Origin of the sequence: Phycicoccus sp. Soil802 (assembly GCF_001429605.1) — a bacterium.
Classification (GTDB): domain Bacteria; phylum Actinomycetota; class Actinomycetes; order Actinomycetales; family Dermatophilaceae; genus Pedococcus.
Genome location: NZ_LMSS01000001.1, coordinates 731,032 through 749,815 on the forward strand (window position 1 = coordinate 731,032; position 18,784 = coordinate 749,815).

General features: G+C 67.8%; 21 protein-coding genes. 12 read left to right on the plus strand and 9 right to left on the minus strand.

Features of this window, described 5'->3' with window-relative positions:
• Position 1 precedes the first annotated feature (1 nt).
• Positions 2-628, minus strand: coding sequence for an ANTAR domain-containing response regulator (locus ASG91_RS03385; protein ID WP_082592476.1), 627 nt, complete (start codon positions 626-628; stop codon positions 2-4).
• A 271-nt stretch (positions 629-899) separates the two neighbouring features.
• On the opposite strand from ASG91_RS03385, the gene ASG91_RS03390 reads away from it, so the two are divergent.
• Entirely contained in the window at positions 900-1,793 is an 894-nt protein-coding gene (locus tag ASG91_RS03390; RefSeq protein WP_157605963.1) for a hypothetical protein, read from the plus strand.
• A 13-nt stretch (positions 1,794-1,806) separates the two neighbouring features.
• On the opposite strand, the gene ASG91_RS03395 is transcribed toward ASG91_RS03390, so the two are convergent.
• Entirely contained in the window at positions 1,807-2,175 is a 369-nt protein-coding gene (locus ASG91_RS03395; RefSeq protein ID WP_056921155.1) for a DNA polymerase ligase N-terminal domain-containing protein, read from the minus strand.
• A gap of 71 nt (positions 2,176-2,246) precedes the next feature.
• Entirely contained in the window at positions 2,247-2,771 is a 525-nt protein-coding gene (locus ASG91_RS03400) for a DUF6326 family protein (protein ID WP_056921156.1), read from the minus strand.
• Between the two features lie 160 nt (positions 2,772-2,931).
• Between ASG91_RS03400 and ASG91_RS03405 the strand changes: the two genes are divergently transcribed.
• Both ASG91_RS03405 and ASG91_RS03410 read left to right on the plus strand, forming a co-directional pair.
• Positions 2,932-4,080 carry a sensor histidine kinase gene (locus ASG91_RS03405; protein WP_056921157.1) on the plus strand — a complete coding sequence of 383 codons (1,149 nt, stop codon included), beginning with the start codon at positions 2,932-2,934 and terminating at the stop codon, positions 4,078-4,080.
• Complete coding sequence (locus ASG91_RS03410) at positions 4,077-4,736, plus strand: response regulator transcription factor (protein WP_056921158.1); 660 nt, start codon at positions 4,077-4,079, stop codon at positions 4,734-4,736. Before ASG91_RS03405 ends, ASG91_RS03410 begins: the two co-directional genes overlap by 4 nt.
• Positions 4,737-5,042: 306 nt before the next feature.
• Here the strand turns inward: ASG91_RS03410 and ASG91_RS03415 are convergent, their stop codons facing one another.
• Positions 5,043-6,029 (minus strand): aldo/keto reductase, encoded by a 987-nt coding sequence (locus tag ASG91_RS03415; protein ID WP_056921159.1) that lies wholly within the window; start codon positions 6,027-6,029, stop codon positions 5,043-5,045.
• Positions 6,030-6,185: 156 nt separating this feature from the next.
• Between ASG91_RS03415 and ASG91_RS03420 the strand changes: the two genes are divergently transcribed.
• The 5 genes from ASG91_RS03420 (at position 6,186) to ASG91_RS03440 (ending at position 11,122) form a co-directional block, all read left to right on the plus strand.
• On the plus strand, positions 6,186-7,100 hold the full coding sequence (locus ASG91_RS03420; protein ID WP_056921160.1) for a helix-turn-helix transcriptional regulator: 915 nt from the start codon (positions 6,186-6,188) through the stop codon (positions 7,098-7,100).
• A 260-nt stretch (positions 7,101-7,360) separates the two neighbouring features.
• Positions 7,361-8,605 (plus strand): threonine/serine exporter ThrE family protein, encoded by a 1,245-nt coding sequence (locus ASG91_RS03425; protein WP_056921161.1) that lies wholly within the window; start codon positions 7,361-7,363, stop codon positions 8,603-8,605.
• Between the two features lie 227 nt (positions 8,606-8,832).
• Positions 8,833-9,438, plus strand: a complete 606-nt coding sequence (locus tag ASG91_RS03430; protein WP_056921267.1) for a helix-turn-helix domain-containing protein — start codon at positions 8,833-8,835, stop codon at positions 9,436-9,438.
• A 119-nt stretch (positions 9,439-9,557) separates the two neighbouring features.
• Positions 9,558-10,223 (plus strand): FMN-binding negative transcriptional regulator, encoded by a 666-nt coding sequence (locus tag ASG91_RS03435; RefSeq protein ID WP_056921162.1) that lies wholly within the window; start codon positions 9,558-9,560, stop codon positions 10,221-10,223.
• Positions 10,220-11,122 (plus strand): DMT family transporter, encoded by a 903-nt coding sequence (locus ASG91_RS03440; RefSeq protein ID WP_056921163.1) that lies wholly within the window; start codon positions 10,220-10,222, stop codon positions 11,120-11,122. The genes ASG91_RS03435 and ASG91_RS03440 overlap by 4 nt, the downstream gene beginning before the upstream one ends.
• Positions 11,123-12,316: 1,194 nt before the next feature.
• On the opposite strand, the gene ASG91_RS03455 is transcribed toward ASG91_RS03440, so the two are convergent.
• Positions 12,317-12,703 (minus strand): DUF1398 domain-containing protein, encoded by a 387-nt coding sequence (locus tag ASG91_RS03455; protein WP_056921166.1) that lies wholly within the window; start codon positions 12,701-12,703, stop codon positions 12,317-12,319.
• A 237-nt stretch (positions 12,704-12,940) separates the two neighbouring features.
• Here ASG91_RS03455 and ASG91_RS03460 point away from each other — a divergent pair, with 237 nt between their 5' ends.
• Both ASG91_RS03460 and ASG91_RS03465 read left to right on the plus strand, forming a co-directional pair.
• A complete protein-coding gene (locus ASG91_RS03460) occupies positions 12,941-13,306 on the plus strand; it encodes a carboxypeptidase-like regulatory domain-containing protein (protein WP_056921167.1) in 366 nt (121 codons plus the stop codon).
• A 245-nt stretch (positions 13,307-13,551) separates the two neighbouring features.
• On the plus strand, positions 13,552-14,328 hold the full coding sequence (locus ASG91_RS03465) for a carboxymuconolactone decarboxylase family protein (RefSeq protein WP_056921168.1): 777 nt from the start codon (positions 13,552-13,554) through the stop codon (positions 14,326-14,328).
• 81 nt (positions 14,329-14,409) lie between these two features.
• Here the strand turns inward: ASG91_RS03465 and ASG91_RS03470 are convergent, their stop codons facing one another.
• On the minus strand, positions 14,410-15,021 hold the full coding sequence (locus ASG91_RS03470; protein WP_082593884.1) for a bifunctional 2-polyprenyl-6-hydroxyphenol methylase/3-demethylubiquinol 3-O-methyltransferase UbiG: 612 nt from the start codon (positions 15,019-15,021) through the stop codon (positions 14,410-14,412).
• A gap of 207 nt (positions 15,022-15,228) precedes the next feature.
• Entirely contained in the window at positions 15,229-15,891 is a 663-nt protein-coding gene (locus ASG91_RS03475) for an HAD family hydrolase (protein ID WP_056921170.1), read from the minus strand.
• 149 nt (positions 15,892-16,040) lie between these two features.
• Between ASG91_RS03475 and ASG91_RS03480 the strand changes: the two genes are divergently transcribed.
• The gene (locus tag ASG91_RS03480) at positions 16,041-16,505 is read left to right on the plus strand and encodes a cupin domain-containing protein (RefSeq protein ID WP_056921171.1); all 465 of its coding nucleotides are present in this window, start codon (positions 16,041-16,043) and stop codon (positions 16,503-16,505) included.
• A gap of 207 nt (positions 16,506-16,712) precedes the next feature.
• On the opposite strand, the gene ASG91_RS03485 is transcribed toward ASG91_RS03480, so the two are convergent.
• Together ASG91_RS03485 and ASG91_RS20040 are read right to left on the minus strand one after the other, a co-directional pair.
• Positions 16,713-17,051 (minus strand): hypothetical protein, encoded by a 339-nt coding sequence (locus tag ASG91_RS03485; protein WP_056921172.1) that lies wholly within the window; start codon positions 17,049-17,051, stop codon positions 16,713-16,715.
• Between the two features lie 271 nt (positions 17,052-17,322).
• Complete coding sequence (locus ASG91_RS20040; protein WP_200961206.1) at positions 17,323-17,490, minus strand: hypothetical protein; 168 nt, start codon at positions 17,488-17,490, stop codon at positions 17,323-17,325.
• Positions 17,491-17,802: 312 nt separating this feature from the next.
• Between ASG91_RS20040 and ASG91_RS03490 the strand changes: the two genes are divergently transcribed.
• Positions 17,803-18,784, plus strand: a 982-nt coding sequence (locus ASG91_RS03490; RefSeq protein WP_056921268.1) for an IS481 family transposase, incomplete at its 3' end; no start/stop codon positions are given.

The following is an 18,784-nucleotide window of genomic DNA, read 5'->3' on the forward strand; positions in this document are numbered from 1 at the left end:
CTCAGGCCTTGTCCATCCCTGCCACGACGGCCTCGGCCACCTCACGCATGCCGAGGCGACGGTCCATCGCGGTCTTCTGGATCCAGCGGAACGCCTCCGCCTCGCTGATCTTGAGCTTCTTCATCAGCACGCCCTTGGCGCGGTCGACCGCCTTGCGGGTCTCGAGCCGCTCGCCCAGGTCGCTGATCTCCCGTTCGAGTGCCTTGACCTCGGTCCAGCGGTGCCGCGCGATGTCGATGGCCGGCGTGAGGTCGGAGGCCGTGAACGGCTTGACGATGTAGGCCATCACCCCCGCGTCACGGGCCCGCTCGACCAGCTCGGTCTGGCTGAAGGCGGTGAGCATGACGACGGGGCAGATCCGGGCGGCGCCGATCTGCTCGGCGGCGGTGATGCCGTCCATGACCGGCATCTTCACGTCCATGATCACCAGGTCGGGGGTCAGCTCGGTCGCCATCTCGACGGCCTGCTCGCCGTTGCTGGCCTGTCCGACCACGTCGTAGCCCGCCTCGACGAGCATCTCGGCGAGGTCGAGGCGGATCAGGGCCTCGTCCTCGGCCACCAGGATCCGGGTGGGCGCGGAGGCCGCGGGCGTCGGCAGGGGCGTGGTGGTGTCACGGGTGTCGCTCACGGAAGGAGCCTAGGGGACGTGCGTTAACGGCAGGTTGCGGCGGTCCACGGACGGACCCGCCGCCCTCGGCGCGGGCGCCGACGCGGACCCGCAACCAAGCGCACCCGAGGTATGCCGCGCAGGCACCGCACGCGGCATACCGGCTCTGGTTGTGGGCCCGCCGAAGGACCAGAATGGAGCCGGTCCCGGAGCCGACCGGGCGTCCTCGTCCGTCGCGGTCCGGCTGTCCGTGGTGTCGCCGCCCGTGGCATGGCAGTGGGAGCCGTGGCAAGTGGAGAACGTGGTGGGTGCGGCTGCCCGTCCGCGCCGCCGACCGACGTCCGCGTCGATGCGGGTGGTGTGGATGCTCGTGGCCTTCGTGGGCGGCGGCCTGCTCGGGCTGTTCCTCGTCCTCCCCCGCACCCGGATGCTGCGCCCACGCCGCGTGCTCGCCTGTGACCTGTGCCAGCGACGACACCGACGCCTGCTGGCGGCGATGGTGGTGCTCGCCCTGCTCTCCGTCGCCGGCCTCGGGCTGCGGGTCTCGCAGCGGGCCCGTGAGCTGCCGGCCTGTGCTGCGGACACCTCGATCGCGGAGGGCCGCCGCGTCATCGACCCGCGGGCCCCGAGCCGGCCGCCGCCGTGGTCGACGGTGCGCTCGGTGATGACGGCGCCGGTGAGCGGGTTGGCGCTCGGGTTCGCCGAGGCCCGGGGCCAGGGCCTGTGCAGTGTCGGCGACCCGCCCATCACCCTGGCCTTCGTGCCGCAGGCCGGCGAGCACATGGGCAGCATGGTCGGCGAGGTCTTCCTGGCCTCGCCCGTGCCCCGGATCAACCCGGTGCGGGCCCGCGACCTGGCCGAGCACGAGTCACGCCACGTCGACCAGTGGGCCGTGTGCACCATCGTCGGCGGCATCTCGCTGCTCCCGGTCCTCTACCTCGTCGACGACACGCTCTACCCCGGGTCGGAGAACCACTTCGAACAGGCCGCGGGTCTGTTCGACGGGGCCTACCCCGCGCCGCCCGACCCGCCTCGCGGGCCGCAGGGGTGGGCGATCGCCCTGTGGATCGGGGTCGTGCTGCTCCTGGCCCGCCGCCGGATCCGGTGGGCGGTGCGGAGCCTCGTGCGCCGCACGGCGGCCACCGACCCGGCGCGCTGCGGCGTCCACACGACCGGCTGGCGCTAGCGACCGCCGCCACTCAGGTGTACGGCTGGTCCTTCAGGAGGTGGAGCAGTGCGCCCCGGTCGGTGCTGACGAGGGCGTAGCGGCGCGCTCCCCGGCGGCCGTGCAGCACGAAGACGGTGCGTCGGTCGTTGCGGTCCTCGAGCTCCCACCAGCCGGCGTCCGCGATCGACTTCGTCTCGTCCTCGTAGGTCGCGTGCTCGAGCGCGTGGTCGTCGACGGGCACCGCGAGCCGGTCCTTCGCCGGGCTGGTCGGCAGTCCGCGTGGCACGGCCCACGAGCGCAGCACACCGTCTTCCTCGAGCCGCAGGTCGAAGTGGTGCTGCGGCTTGTCGTGCTCGTGCAGCACGAAGACCGGCCGACCACTCCCCTGCTCAACGGACACGAGCACCTCCGAGCTGCGCCGGCTGGGTGCCGAAGGCGGGACTTCAACCAGCAGGACTGCCGCTGATCCTGTCACGCCTGCTGTGGCGTTCGGAGCGGCTCGCTGGCACGGCCGGCTGCCGGGGTCGCCGGAGCTGGGGTGCGGCGTGGCCAGGTCCAGGCGGAGCGCAGGATGAAGGCCAGGAGCAGCACCTCGAGTCCGATGGAGAGGCCGTAGAAGAAGGCCCAGTCCCACGACTCCCCTGCCGCGTTGACCACCGAGTAGGGGATGTAGAGCGATGCGAAGACGAGGTTCGTGGCGCGGTTCACCTTCGCCGGCAGCGTCATGGAGAGCCACACCATCAGGGCCGGGATCGCCACGGACGCGAGCATGACGGTCAACAACGTCGGGCTGATGTCGTACTCGAAGACGACGCCGGCGCGGAGGTCGTCGATGACGCCTGGCTTGTAGAGGTGGAAGTAGTCGACGTAGAGGTACAGGAACATGAAGCTGGCCCATGCGGCGGCGAGCTTGGCCTGCACGGGCATGCGCAGGCTTTCCAGCGTGCTCTCGGATGGCGGACTCTCCAGCGCGGTGCGGGACTCAGGCGTTCTCATCACATGCTCCTCGGTTTGATCGGGTAGGTGCTTCCACCTTCACGACTACCGGCGGCGGGCACATCGGCCCCGGAGCGGGATCTGACCTGGCCGTTGGCCCAGTCGTCCTGTTGTACTTTCGGCCGGTACGCCCGTGACGCCGGCTGCCTAGGCTGAGCGGGTGGCCACCGACGCACTGCGCTCGCTGTGGGTCGAACCCCGACCCACGGACCCCCCGGACAGAGGGCCTCGGGACTGGGCCATGGTCGCGGCCTTCTTCTGCTGGTCAGGGCTCGAAACACTGCTGCGCCAGGACATGGCGCCTCCCCCGCTGTTGCTGCTCGCTGCGCTGGCCGCCGTCGCCCCACTGCCGTGGCGACGTGCGCACCCGCTCGCGGCGGCTGCGGTGGCGTTCGGCCCGTTGACGGTGGTCGACCTCGTCAGGATCCTCACCGGATCGCACGGCGCTCTGCCCTCGAGTGTGTCGGCCACCCTGGTCCTGACCTACGCGCTGTTCCGGTGGGGCTCCGGTCGGGAGGCCGCAGGCGGTCTCGCCGTGATCCTCGTCTGGCTGCCAATCACCAACGTCGCCGACCCTGTGAGCCTGGCCGAGAGGGTCGCGGCGTACGCGTTCTTCCTGTTCGCCGCAGCGCTGGGGGCCGCGATCCGCTATCGCGCGAGGATCCGACTCCGCGACATCGACGAAGCCAAGGCCCGCGAGCGCGAGCAGCTCGCGCGCGAGCTCCACGACACCGTCGCCCATCACGTTTCGGGCATCGCCATCCAGGCTCAGGCGGGCCGGGCCATCGCGGCCGCCCACCCCGATCGGGCCATCGAAGCCCTGGCCACCATCGAGGACGCGGCCACCCGGACGCTGACCGAGCTGCGCGCCATCGTCGGTGTGTTGCGGGCATCGCAGCACACCGAGTTCGAGCCGCAGCCGGGCGTGGCCGAGGTCGAGCAGCTCGCCAGCGATGGCCAGACCCGTCCCTGCGTCGAGGTGACGCTCGCCGGGGAGCTCGACGATCTCAGCCCCGCGGTCGGGGCCGCCATCTACCGCCTCGCCCAGGAGTCCATCACCAACGCTCGCCGGCACGCCCGCCACGCCACCCAGGTCACCGTGGCCGTCACAGGAGACGCGGACCAGGTGCGGCTGACCGTCGACGACGACGGCGCGTCCGGCCCCACCGGCCGCGCCCCAGCCGGCTACGGCCTGGTCGGGATGCGCGAGCGCGCCACCCTGCTCGGTGGCACGTTCCACGCCGGCCCCACCGCCGGCCGGGGCTGGCGGGTCGAAGCGAACCTGCCCCGAACGGCGACGTCACGATGAGCATCCGGGTCCTCATCGCCGACGACCAGCCGATCGTGCGCACCGGGCTGACGATGCTCCTCGACGCCCAACCCGACATCGAGGTCGTCGGCGCGGCCGCCGACGGGCGAGAGGCGGTGCGCCTGGCGCTCGAGCTGCGCCCCGACGTCGGCCTGTTCGACATCCGGATGCCGCTGATGGACGGCATCGAAGCCACCCGCCGACTCGCCGGCCCCGACGTCATCGACCCGTTGCCGATCGTGGTCATCACCACGTTCGACCTCGACGAGTACGTCCACGGCGCGCTCAAGGCCGGCGCCCGCGGATTCCTCCTCAAGGACGCCGGACCCGCCCTGTTGACCCAGGCCATCCACGCCGCTGCCGAGGGAGACGCACTGATCGCACCCAATGTGACCGTCCGACTCCTCGCCACCTTCGCGCAGACCCAGACCTCACCGCCCCGCCAGCCGATCGAACCGCTCACGGCCCGCGAGGAGGAAGTCCTCCTGCCGGTAGCCCAGGGCCGGACCAACAGCGAGATCGCCTCTGAGCTCTACATCACCCCCAGCACCGTCAAGGCCCACCTCGCCAGCCTGATGAGGAAGCTCGGCGCCCGCAACCGCGTCGAGGTCGCCATCTGGGCCCACGAGACCGGCCGAGTGCAGGCGCGAAACTGACCACTGCCTGGAGTCGTTTCCTCAGGTCACGTGGGTGCCGTAGGCGGGAATTCGCCCAGTGGAATGCCGCTGAGGAGTCTGGCCAGCGACAGCCAGTTGGCTCGATGTCGGCCGTCATCAGCGGAGGCCTGGATGTGTCCACCGGCTCGCGCCCCGATGGCATCGCAGTGCGGCTGGAGCCTCTGCCGCGCTCGCTGCCACCACGCGGCTTTCCGGCACCACTTTGACGCAGGCACCGTTGTGCCGAACCTCCCGTCTTGCCGAGGAGCGTGGCGCGGGGACGCGGCGGTCCTGTCCGTCCGTTCGTCACTGGTCGATGGACGCCATGTTGGCTTCGTCGTGACGGTCTCCGGCGGCGGGGGTGAGGTGGTTGAGGCGGTCGAGTTGGTTGGCGCTGAGTTCGACGTTGTCGGCGGCGGTGTTCTCCTCGACCCGGGAGACTCGACGGGTGCCGGGGATTGGCGCGATGTCGTCGCCCCGCGTGAGCAGCCAGGCCAGGGCGGTCTGGGCCGGGGTGGCACCGATTTCGGCTCCGATGGCACGGACCTCGTCGACGATGGCGAGGTTCCGGACGAAGTTCTCGCCGGTGAACCGCGGGTTGGTCTTGCGCCAGTCGTCGTCCGCGAAGTCGTCCACCGAGCGGATCTGGCCGGTGAGCAGGCCGTGTCCGAGCGGCGAGTACGGGACGAGGCCGATGCCGAGCTCACGCAGCAGCGGCAGTATCTCCGCCTCCAGGTCGCGGGTCCACAGCGAGTACTCGGTCTGCAGCGCTGACACCGGCTGGACCGCGTGGGCCCTACGGATGGTCTCGGGGCTTGCTTCGGAGAGCCCGAAGTGGAGCACCTTGCCCTCCGCGACGAGGTCCGCGACGGCACCGGCGGTCTCCTCGATCGGGGTGTTCGGGTCGACGCGGTGCTGGTAGTAGAGGTCGATGTAGTCGGTTCCAAGACGCTTCAACGATCCCTCGACGGCAGCGCGGACGTTGACTGCGCTGCTGTCCATGACGCCCGGGGTGGCCTCGCCATTCGTGTGGGACACCAGGCCGAACTTGGTGGCGACGACCACCTGGTCACGTCGGCCCCTAATGGCCTGGCCGACGACTTCCTCGCTGTGGAAGGGTCCGTAGATCTCAGCAGTGTCGATGTGGGTGACGCCGAGATCGAAGGCGCGGTGGATGGTGCGGATGGACTCGGAGTCGTCGAGAGCACCTTCGCTGGTGTACGTGCCAGCCATGGTCATTGCACCGAGGCCGATGCGGGAGACCTGCAGGTCGCCCAAGGAAACGAGCTTCATGATCGGGTACTTCCTTCACTGTCTGAATCGTCGGTTGTGACGACCCACCCACAGAACCAGCGCACCGAACGAGGGAGGAAGACACTGACAAGAGTGGTACTGACAGTGACCCCTCGACGACCCCGCAGACCCGTATCCGGTCCGTAGGGTGAACACATGACCAGCGAACGGGACCGGGATGTTCGCGGTGACGTGCGCACCCAGATCCGCGAGTTTCTGACGAGCCGACGCGCTCGAATCACCCCGCAGCAGGCCGGGCTCCCGACCTTCGACACGGCTCGACGCCGAGTGCCAGGACTTCGCCGCGAAGAGACCGCAATGCTTGCCGGCATCTCCAGCGAGTACTACGTCCGACTCGAGCGCGGCGATGCCACCGGCATCTCCGAAGGCGTGGTCGAGGGCATCGTGCGTGCCTTGCAGCTCGACGAGGCTGAGCGTAGCCACCTCCTGGATCTGCTCAGCGTCGCCAGCAGCACGCGCCGCCCACGTCGGCGGCCAGCCGTCGCGCCGGTTCGTCCGACGGTGCAGCGGATCATCGACTCGATGGTCGGCACGCCTGCGTTCGTGATCAACGGCCGGCTCGACGTGCTGGCCTCGAACGAACTCGGGCGAGCCCTCTACGCGCCGATCTACCAGGAGGCCACCGACCCTCCGAACAACGCGCGGTTCATCTTCCTCAACCCCCACGCGGCACGGTTCTGGCCGGACTGGGACAAGGCCGCCAACGACACCGTCGCCATGCTGCGAACCGAGGCCGGGCGGGACCCCTACGACCGCGACCTGTCCGACCTCGTCGGGGAGCTCTCGACCCGCAGCGACGCGTTCCGGATGCGATGGGCTGACCACAACGTCCGGCTCCATGTCACAGGCCGCAAAGCCATCCATCACCCCACCGTCGGTGACCTCGACCTACCCTTCGAATTCTTACCGCTCCCAAGTGACCCCGGTCAGAGCCTGCTGACCTACACAGCTGAACCTGGCTCCCCGACGCAGGAGGCCCTTGATCTGCTGGCGAGCTGGACAGCCAGCGTTCGCGGCCCGGGGCTGAAGAGGACCGTCGAGGACGGCTGACCCTGATGTCCGTGTTCGAGCCGTGGTCAACGTTGCGTCATAGCGCCGCTTGCGTCGCATTGATGCTGGGTGGTCGATTGCCTTGACATGATGACGAGCATGACGGGACACCTGGCAGCGGACAGCTATGAGGACTCGGGTGAAAGGCGCGGACGCAAGCACATGTGGAGACAGCCGACTCCGGGTATCGAGCCGCGCGGGTGTCACGGGGACCGGCAGGCCTGTCCCAAGTCACGCTCGTCGGCGCACGCTGAGCCGTGATGCCCCCAGCCAGTCCCGCTGACGACGCCCACGCAACCGAGACCCGCGCCCTGCTGGCCCACCTCGGCACCGCCATGATCGCGACCGGACAACCAGTGCAGGAGATCGAGGAGGAGCTCGCCGAGGTCGGCATCCAACTGGGCTACCCCGACATCCAGACAGCAGTCGGTCCCACGGGCCTGGTCGTCACCCTCACCGAAGGGGGTCCCTCAACGTATCGGTCGGCTCCCCCTGGTATGCGCCTCCACCAGTCCGCGAGCGTGCGCCGAATCCGCTACCAACTGATCCGTGGCGTGCTCGCGCCCGGCGCCGCCCGCGAGCAGCTCGCGGCGGTTGCGCGTCGCCCTGTCCGGCACCCGCAGTGGTTGGTCGCCCTGGCCTGGCCCGTGCTCGCCGTCGGTATTGCGCTGATCCTGCAACCCGGCTGGGCCAACGTCGCCGCGGCCGCGGTGGGGGCAGTCATCGTGTTTGTGCTCGTCCAGCTGGCGGAGCGGTACCAAGTGGTGAAATCGCTGCTGCCGACGCTTGCCGCGTTCGCGGTCTCCTTGGCTGTCTTCGGCGCCGCCAACGCCGGCCTGCTCGAGGGCCCGTTGCGAACCGTATTGCCGCCACTGGCGGTCCTGCTCCCCGGAGCGCTGGTCGTCAACGGCATGTCAGAGCTCGCCGCCGGACACATGCAGGCTGGGTCGGCCAGGCTCACCTACGGCCTGGTGCAGCTGGGGTTGTTCGCGGTGGGACTGCTCATGGCTACCGCCCTGCTGCGGGTGCCGTCCGCGACGCTGGCCAATGTCCGGGTCGACGAGATCGGGTGGAGCGGTGCGCCTGTCGGCCTGCTGCTCATCGGGTTGAGCATCTGCCTGATGGAGGGCGTGCCGCTGCGGATGCAGGGTTGGGTGTTGCTCGTGCTGAGCCTGGCCTTCGGCGCCCAGGTCGCCGGGCAACAGCTCGGCTCGATCGGCCTTGGAGGCTTCCTCGGGGCGATCGCGGCCAGCCTGGGGGCGAGCGTGGTAGAGCTCCGACGGCCGCAGCTGGCACGCCTTGTGCTGTTCCTGCCGGCGTTCTGGCTGCTCGTGCCCGGAAGCCTAGGCCTCGTGGGCGTGACGGAACTCGCGGCGGGTCGCGAGTCGGCCACCGACGTCGCCCTGGGCGTGCTCGGGGTCGTCATCGCCATCTCTCTCGGCCTGCTGGTGGGCTCCTCCCTCGGCAGTTCCCTGCGGGGGCGGCTGGCCGCGCACCCCACGTAAGCCATCACGAACAACTCTGCCGATGCACGAGAGGGGCCTCTGCGGAACAAGCGACACCAGCTCGCAGCGTTGCTTCCAAAGGCGCACCCATTCCTCGAGAAGCGCGTCTATCCGCCGCGTAGCAGCCGAGGCAGTTCCCCTTTGAGGGATCTACCGCGGACCGGATCGCTCGCTGGATGAGACGCAGGCCATTTAGGATGCACTTGAAAGTGCAGTATGCTGCACTGATGGACGAAGATGCGACGGCACTCTCGGTGTCCATTGGAGCGCGGGTAAGGGACCTGAGGCATGCCCGGCGTTGGACGCTGGACCAACTCGCTGCGGCGGCGGGCGTCAGCCGACGCATGGTGGTCAACGTCGAGCAGGGGACCGCTAACCCCGGCGTCGGGACGCTCCTTCGGATCAGCGACGCGTTGGGTGTCGGGCTTCCGGCGCTGGTCGAGCAGCCCGAACCCAAGCGGGTGAAGGTGACTCGCCGAGGTGCGGGTGCCGCCCTGTGGACCGGAAGGGCCGGCGGCCGCGGGGTGCTGGTGGCCGGTACCCAGCCGCCGGATGTGCTTGAGCTTTGGGACTGGACGTTGGGTCCAGGTGACGAGCACCGTAGCGAAGCGCACACCGCCGGGACCAAGGAACTCATCCAGGTCCTGAAGGGTGCGGTCACCCTCGAGGTCGCCGACCAGTCCATCGTCCTGCAGACCGGTGACGCAGTCTCCTTCCCCGGCGACGTCGCACACGCATACGCCAACCCGCGAACCAAGGACGCGAGGTTCTCCCTGACCGTATTCGAGCCCGGCGTCGGGACGTCAACCGGGACGGAGGCTCACAGTGGCTGACACCGCCCGCCTCGAGACCCTCCTCGAGGCGCCGTCGCTCCACGACGCCGGCGACGCACTGCCATGCACGAGTCCGGACCACACCTCAAGCCGCACCGCCACCCCTGAAGGACACTGACATGCTCATCCACCCGTGGGACGCCGCCCTCGACACCGCAGAATGGCAGCAGTGGCTCGCCTCCACCGACCGGTTCGGGGTGCTCGCCGTCAACAACCTCGACCCAGCTCAGGCGCCGTTGGTGCTGCCCACGCACTTCAGCATGGCCGGTGAGGAACTACTCATGCACCTCGCCCGACCCAACCCCGTCTGGGCACACCTCGAAACCGCTTCGCAGGTACGCCTGGCCGTGGTCGGCGACTACGCCTACATCCCCACCCACTGGCGCGCCAAGGCAGGCGGCCCCGACGAGGACGGCGTCCCCACCAGCTACTACACCTCAGTGCAGTTCGTATGCCGCCCCACCATCATCGACGACCCCCAGGGCAAGGTGAGCATCCTCGACACGCAGCTCGCAGACCTCCAACCAGAAGGTGGCCACGCGCAGCTGTCCGTCGACGCACCGCCCTACGGACGCATGCTCTCGGGAATCCGCGGCATCCGCCTGCAGATCCTGGGGATCGATGCGAAGTTCAAGTACGACGACGCCAACCCCGTCGACCACCGAACGCGGGTCAGCGACCGCCTCGACGAACGTGACCACGCCCTCGACCGGGGCGCCGCCACACAACAACGCCGACGTTTGGGCCGGATCGGGGACTGGAAGTCCCACCGGGACCGACCATGACCGCCCGTCTCCCGCCCATCGCGGTCCCACCATGGGCGCTGGCCCTGGCCGCGATGTTCTCCGTCCAGCTCGGCTCCGCCCTGTCAGTAGACGTCATCCACGCTGTCGGCGCGGCCGGGACCGCGTGGCTGCGGCTCAGCATGGGCGCGATCGTCTTCCTCCTCCTCGCCCGCCCACCCCTACGTCAGGTGCGCCGGCACGACGTACCAGCCTTGGTGGGCCTCGGGGTCACCACGGGACTGGTCACCATCGCATTCCTCGCCGCCATCGAGCGCATCCCCCTCGGCACAGCGGTCGCCATCGAGTTTGTCGGCCCCTTGACCGTGGCGGCTATCCGCGCGCACTCCCGACGAGCCCTGGCCTGGCCGGCGCTGGGCCTGCTCGGTGTCATGCTGCTCACCGAGCCCTGGCACGGACACCTCAACCCGGCAGGGGTGGGCTTCGCAGCCTTCGCCGCGCTCGGCTGGGCCACCTACATCATCCTCACCCAGCACGTCGGCGACCGGTTCAGTGGCCTCGGCGGACTGTCCATCACCGTTCCCATCGCCGCCCTCACCGCCGCCACCATCGGCATCCCCCAAGCAGCCGGTCACATCACGCCCAGCATCCTGGCCGCCGCTGCCGGACTCGCTCTCCTACTACCGGTTCTGCCGTTCGCCCTCGAGATGCTGGCCCTGCGACGCATGACTACGACAGCGTTCGGGACTCTGATGGCCCTCGAACCCGCCATCGGTTTCGTCCTCGGACTGTTAGTCCTTCACCAGACTCCCGCAGCCATCCACATCGTCGGCATCATGTTGGTCGTCTGCGCCGGAGCCGCAGCCCAACGCCGAGGCCTTCGCAACCCTGAAACGGACCAAGGTGCAGACCTCGAACCCGAACTCCTGACATCGCAGTAGAGCGCACATTCCGCACGACCTACATGACCGCCTATCCAACGACAGCGCGTCTTATCGCCGCGAGTCGGTTTTCCTGAAACGTCCTAGCCATGTCCCACGGTAAGTCTCGGTCTCCTCGTCTGCCGCATGGAGGGCATCACCAAGCCATCGAGGGTTGGGAGCGCGGCTGCCCTTTGGGACGCGAGCAACCCGTCCGTGCAAGAGGTACTCCGCACGGTCGGCGCTTACCGGAAGTGACTGCCTAGCGCCCTGTCCCTCGCTCCCGCGCTGGGTGGCCTGGTCTTGGCATCGAGCTCCTGGTGCCAATCTCGGTGCACCTGCAACGAGAGGTCGTCTCGCCACACGTAGCTGCCGCACGTCGAGCAGGTGAGCCCCCCTCCCGACCCGATCTCGACAAACCCGTCGGGCGTCTCAGCGGCGCCGCTGCCCGTCGCGTCCTCGCTCATCCGTCCACTGTCCCACAGCCAGGTAGGCCACCACGATCTACAGAGTCAGGGAATCGACGCAGTCTTCGGCGAGTCGTGCATGCCGATGCAGCCTGGAGGGTGTGAGCGGCCCGGGGAGAGGTCGTCGAAGCGCCGACGTCGCCACTGGTCACCAGTGTTCGAGGGCCTTATGCCGGGCCAGCACCTCGTCCGCCTGCCCGGCTGGGCTGAACTCGCACGATCCTTCATGACCATGTTGCAAGGTGCACATCCCGCCGGTTGGCAGGTGGACCTGGGCGCAGCCACCCTGTCGCGCCGCGGATTCGTCCACGGATGCGTTGTGCACCTGTGGGAGTTCGTCGGCGCGATGAGAGGCGCTGCGTGACGGTGAATCGGTGTCCATTGACGGACCAGCTAACTCCCCTCGCAGGCGAGAGGGCATTGGCCCCAAGCTGAGGCCCTGTTCACAGTATCGCCACGGCCCTGACGCCGTGTTGAACGTCCGCGCGCTGGACTGGCCGTGATCGCTGCGCTCAGCTCGACTTGGGCGATCATGGCCCTGAGTGACGGGCGACCAAGGCGGCGCTCCGCGCCGTAAGTGCCGGGGCCCCGCGCTCGGGCGCTTCGCGCCCTCTGCGCCCCCACTTTATTCACGTTCTTACCGCGATGAGGACGTGCGTCTTTCCGCCGCGTGCAGGCGAAACAGGGACCTGCCCTGGTGTCGATGAGACGACATGACGGTGAGGGGCGCCGGCGCCCATTTGCGGAGCTACTCGACGTGCTCGATGAGAAGGCGCTTGCCAGCTCGATCGCGGTAGGTGAAAGTCAGCGCCGCGGTGTCCCCAACCCATTTCTCTACGCCGCTGTTGGCCAATGCTTCGGACATCTCGACGTATGAGGTCTCGCCATCACTGTGACGTCGGAGATGCTCGACTACAGAGGCCCGATCGCTCATCTCAGCCACAGTCAGCACTTCATGGTGCGCTGGCGAGGCGAGGCGCTGTCCGTCGTCGCCGTAGAACTCAGTGTGTCCGTCGAAGAGGAAAGAATCGAACCGCACGACCCCGATCGCTGCGAGACCGCGCATGTAGTCAGCCAACGAGGCGGCACGGCCGAGTCGAGCGTGGAGCTCGTCGATCTGAGCCAGGGTGAACACGGTAAGGAGAATACTTGCGCGAGGGCTGTAGCCTGCCGAGCCGCGCTGCGAGCGCGCGTTGTCCGTGCCGACAGTCAGCGCCGAGGTGATGCGTCTTTTCGCCGCATTCGCTGGGCTGCGTTGTTGGCCGCGCGTTGTGCTTTGTCGCCGTCACGAACCTCGTTCGTGGAACCCCGGTGCGCGCTTGAATGTCTCATCGACATGCGCGTAGGTGGAGTACTCACCGTTGCCCTTGCCGTGTTGCTTCTCGCCGGTTGCGGCGACCAGGGCCCTGGCACGACTCGCGACCAGTCGGGCGTCACTGGCCGGGTCCACCTGGGGCCTCAGTGTCCAGTCGAGACCGAGAGTGAGCCATGCGAAGACAAACCGGCCGCAGGCTCGGAGGTCACCGTTGCCAAGCAGCTGCCCGGCGACTCGTATTCCGGTGGGGAGGTAGTCGCGCGCACCACGACCGACGCAGACGGCAACTATCGCGTCGCCGTGGCACCGGGAAGCTACGTCGTCACAGCCGACGCCGGCATGTCGTGCGAACTGATGGACGCGCAAGTCGAGGCCGGCGCGTATTCGACGGTCGACATTCCATGCGACACAGGGATTCGCTGACCGTCGGGTGACTATCAGCAGAGTGCCGCACTCGAGCCGACGCACTTGAGTCGACGAGTCCGCAGTTCAAGTCCACAGCACCCATTATCGGCTTGTCGAGCGGCGAGGTAGTGAGTGCGTCACACCGCCGCGTGTTGGCCCGGTGTCGTAACTGGCACTGGAGTCGGGCGCGGTGTCATCTCCAGGCGGCGAGGCCAGTTCGGCGTGAACTTGACGGCGATGAGAGCGGCAGCAACAGTGCCGACATGGCTGACCAAGTCCAAGGCCCTGATGTCTCCGTACGTCAGGCGCATGCGGAGGCAACATATGAGCGCCTCTTCGGGCCGCGAGATGTGACTGCGCCCGACCACGACCCTGAACTGATGCGTATCCTGCGCGGGTTCATCTTCGGAGACGTCTTCGACACTGGCGGGTTGGACGACCGAACCCGTGAACTCATCACCGTCACCGTGTTGGCCTGCCTTCAGAGCTTGCCGCAGCTGACGTCCCACACCGGGGCTGCGCTCAACGTCGGTGTCGAGCCCGTCGCCATCCGCGAGGCCATCTACCAGCTGGCACCGTTCATCGGTTTCCCCCGCACCCTCAACGCGGTAACGACGATCAATGAGGTCTTCCAGGCCAGAGGAATCCCGCTACCGCTTCCAGAGCAGGGCACCGTCGCCGAGGTCGACCGGTACAGCAAAGGCCTCGCCGTCCAGGCGCCCTTGTATGGCAACGAGATCAAGGACAACCTGGCCGATCTGCCCGGGCCGTTCAACACGGCACTGCCCCAATTTCTGACCGAGTTCTGCTTCGGCGACTTCTACACCCGAGACGGACTCGCCCTGGCCCAGCGCGAACTGCTGGTTCTCTGCGCCTTAGCCACCATCGGAGACACCGCCGCCCAGCTCGGCCCCCACGGCAGGGCCTGTCTTCAAACCGGCAACACCAAGGCGGATGTCGTCGCCGCCTTGGTTCACTGCTTCCCCTACATCGGGTTCCCGCGCGCGGTCGCAGCGATCCGCGCGGTCAAGGACCTGTAGACACAAGACCTGCGCTGCCTTCGTTTCCCCGAGTTCAGGGTGTGTCACATCGCCGCGAGATGACCACAGGCAGGAGCCGATCTATGAGCCGCCCGCGTGATTGGTCGAATGTGCCTCTCCCCTTGAGAGTTCGGCTCGCCACCAAGCGCCGCCCTCGATCCGCTCGACCCGGCGCAGGATGAGGTCGCCGTGGGCAAAGTCCTCCAGCTCTACACGGGACAGCGGCCACGGCGGTCCCTTCACCTCGGACCCTTCGTCCCGGGTGGTCGCAAGGACCAACAGCGTGCCCTCTGGTGCCACTAGCGAGCCGATCTTCTGCGCAGCTTCCGTGTGCTGCTCTGGCGGCATCGATTGCACGGTGAGACTTTCTACGACCAGGTCGAACCGACGCTGCCACTCACCAGGAAGATCCAGGACATCAGCAACGAGGCACTTCACCTCGCTGGCGGGATACTTCCGCCGCGCTGCAGCGATCGCGGTCGGCGCGAAGTCGAACCCGGTGGTGCGATATCCCAGCGAGGCAAGATACTCGGCGTCAGCTCCGTAGCCACACCCGACGACCAGCGCCTCGCGGCCACCCCCGGCCAGGTTCTGCGCCTCAGCCCACGCCACGAGCTGTGGACGAGGGGCGCCGTAGTCCCAGGGCGGCTTGGCCCCGCCCGCCTCCGCGCCGGCGTACATCCCCTCGAACATGCCGAATGGCTCGCTCGTCACCGCTCGAGACTACCGACCACGTTGTTTCAAGGCACCAGTACAGCCAGAGAGGAGGCATGAGGGACTCATCCACCAATCGGTGTCGACTCGTGAATGTTCCATACCGCCGCGTGTGCGCGGCGGACTGTGCGAACCGCCACAGGAACGCGCATTGGGTGCTGCCGGACGGCAGCCCACATTCGCTGCTCAGCGGCTGGGGCGAGCCAGGGGTGTGCCATCCAGGGCGCTGCGGAAGGCCACCAGCGAATCGAAGACCTGCATCACGCCGGCTTCTTGGAGTTCACCGACCGAGAAGCCGCCGGTGCGTACGCCGAGGGTAGGGATGTTGAGTTTCGCCGCCGCCTGTGCGTCGTAGATCGAGTCGCCCACCATGATGCCGCTTGCGCCCTTCACCTTGGCCAGCGCCGCCGCCACGATGTCCGGCTCAGGCTTGCTCTTCTGCACGTCGTCGGAAGTGGTCCAGGCATCGGCGAGGGACTTGCCGTCGATGAGGTCGAGGAAGGCTTCCACGTGCTCGGTCTTGCCCGAGCTGGCAAGAACAAGGCGGAAGCCGCGCTCCTTGACTTCGGCCAGCAGCTCGTGCGCGCCTTCGAAAGGTTGAATCTCACCGACGAGCTGGTCGAACTCCTCGGCCCACGCACCGCGCAGGTCGTCCCCGTGCGCTTCCTCGACGTCTCGGCCCGCGATCGCGGAGACGAACAGGTCACCACCCATCCCGATGCCGCGGTGGATGCGCCACATCGGCCGGGTGATGTCATGACGGCGGAAGGCACGGAACCAGGCCAAGGCGTGCTGGTAGTTGGTGTCCACGAGGGTTCCGTCGACGTCGAAGATTGCCGTGTCTGCCATGGCCTCTTCCTACCCCCGGCTGAGCGCTGCCACACCCGGTGGGTGGTTCCTACGAACCGAAGTCTCAGCCTTCGGCGTTACGCCGATCCGGTCTCTGGCCTCAGAGGTTGAGCATTCCGACGGGGGCAGAGCGGGGCTACGGTCAAAACATGAGCATCACAGACATCGGCCCCCGTCCCCAGTCGTTCGACCTCGAGACCGAAACGCTTGAGAACCCGAACTACCGCACCGTGGCCTGGAGCGGCACGTACCTGCAGGTCACCCTCATGTCGATTCCGGTCAACGGCGACATCGGACTGGAAAAGCACCCTGACACCGACCAGTTCATTCGACTCGACCGCGGCCGGGGTCGCGCTCAGATGGGCCCCGCCAAGGACGAACTGACTTTCGACCAAGAGGTCACCGATGGCTGGTGCATCCTCGTTCCTGCCGGGAGCTGGCACAACGTCACCAACATCGGCGATGAGCCGATGCAGGTCTACACCGTCTACGCACCTCAACACCACAAGCCTGGCAAGGTGCACCAGACCAAGACGGTCGCCGACACCGACACCGACGACGAACCCGCCGAATGGTCTGTTCAACCACGCGCGGCGGCGGACGAGCACGCCTAGCCTGAGCTGCCGCGATGGGCGGATCTTTCCGCCGCGAGAGCGCTGTCCGCGGCCCGTGGGTCGAGGGTCCACCTAATGCGTCCGCAGTTGCGTGTGGTGTCCTAAAGCCCAGTGTCTGTTGATTGCCCCTTTGAGGTGCTGGCAATGCCCCTTGGTCGCGTACCGACCTCGTCCCACCACATCAATCCGTACTGGTGGGCGACGATCTCAACTGCCTTGCTTCGCCGCCAGCGCCTCGAAGTTCTCGTAAAGCGCAGGCACGCCGTGCTTGTCGCGCGCCTTGATAGCGGCGGGGCCTACGCGCGCCCAGACGCCAGATACCCACAACCAGTCGAGCACGAGGTCGGTGTCGATCAGCCCATTCTTTGTGAGCGTCCCGATGGTTTCTCCCCAGTTGAGAATACGTGACACGAGGAGGTCGTCAGCAGATGCGGTTTCGAGGTCGAAATCGTCCGCCCAGACCGCCTGCATGGCCTCTTCCAAGCCCATCGTCGAACCCCACTGCGCCAGTTGCACGAGCATCGCGCCGTCCTGCCGATCTGCCATGTCACTCACCTCGTTGGAATCCGGTTTGTTCGGACAAAAACGCTACGCCTGGCCATCTGCCCACGCCTACGATCTTCGGACGACCCACAGACGCGAACGAGCGAGACTGACGTGTCGACCGCCAAGCCCGCCGCGGTCCGCGTGATGCGTCCTTTCGCCGCCTGTTGGCCGCCACGGACCGTCCTCTCATGCCGATGAGCGGTCGTGTCACTTCGGCTCGCCCAGATTGACGCATCTTTGTATCGGGGCTGCCGCGTGGCGGGAACGGTTCCTAGGCAGCGCGGACCTTCCTGGGCATCAGAACCAGCCGTACCCCGGTCACCAGCAGCCACACGAGCCAGGCGGCGTAGCCGAGCAGCCCCACGAACAGGATCGGCGAGCCGTCAGCGATCGCGAGGTTGGCCACCCCGGCGGCGATCAGCAGGCCTCCCCCGGCCACGCCGAGCACACGCTGCCACGGCGCCGCCAGCCGACTCGCATGCGCCGCTAGCTGTACTGACCGGGCACGTTGGTTGAGGGAGTGTGACTCCTCGATCTGAGGGGATGACGTGGGAGGGCCTCCCGCGGTGGAGTGGAACTGCTGAAGGTTCNGCGGCCGGGGAAGCCGTGTGCGCGAGAGCAGGCCTAGGTGTACTGACCGGGCACGTTGGTTGAGGGAGTGTGACTCCTCGATCTGAGGGGATGACGTGGGAGGGCCTCCCGCGGTGGAGTGGAACTGCTGAAGGTTCACTTCGTCAAACAGGAGGCCCTCGTGTCCCACGCTAACGCTGCTTTGACTCCTCGCACCCGACTTCGAGTGGCTCGCCTGGTCATCGACCAAGGCGTCCCGATCGTTGAGGTGGCTGCACGGTTCCAATGTTCGTGGCCGACCGTGAAGCGGTGGGCGGACCGGTACGCCGCCGGACTGCCGATGACCGACCGGTCGAGCAGGCCGCACTCGATGCCGGCCAAGACCTGCCCGACCGTCACGAAGCGGATCGTGGCCCTACGGCTGCGTAAACGCCTCGGTCCGGTCCAGCTGGCCGCGCTGACCGGGGTCGCGCCGTCGACCGCGCACCGGGTCCTGGTCCGGTGTCGGCTCAACCGGCTCACCCACGTGGACCGGGCCACCGGGGAACCGGTGCGCCGGTACGAGCACGACCACCCCGGCGCGTTGCTGCACGTGGACGTCAAGAAGCTCGGCAACATCCCTGACGGTGGTGGGTGGCGCTTCGTCGGCCGTGCCCAAGGCCGTCGCAACCGGTCCGCTACCCCGGAAAAGCCCAAGAACGCCTACCGCAACCCGAAGATGGGGCACGCGTTCGTGCACACCGTCATCGACGACCACTCAAGGGTCGGGTACGCCGAGGTCCACGACGATGAGACCGCGGCCACCGCCACCGCGGTCCTGCGCCGGGCCGTGGCCTGGTTCGCTGCCCGCGGCGTCACCACCGAGCGGGTGCTGTCGGACAACGGCTCCCCGTACGTATCCCACCTGTGGCGCGACACCTGCGCCGAGCTCGGCATCCGCCATACCCGCACCAGGCCCCGGCGGCCACAGACCAACGGCAAGATCGAGCGCTTCCACCGCACGCTGGCCGATGGGTGGGGCTACGCCCGCTGCTATGCCTCAGAGAGCGAACGCAGGGCCGCGCTGCCAGCATGGATCCACGAGTACAACCACCACCGACCCCACACCGCCTGCGGGAACAAGCCACCCATCACCCGCTTGACCAACCTCTCCGGTCAGTACA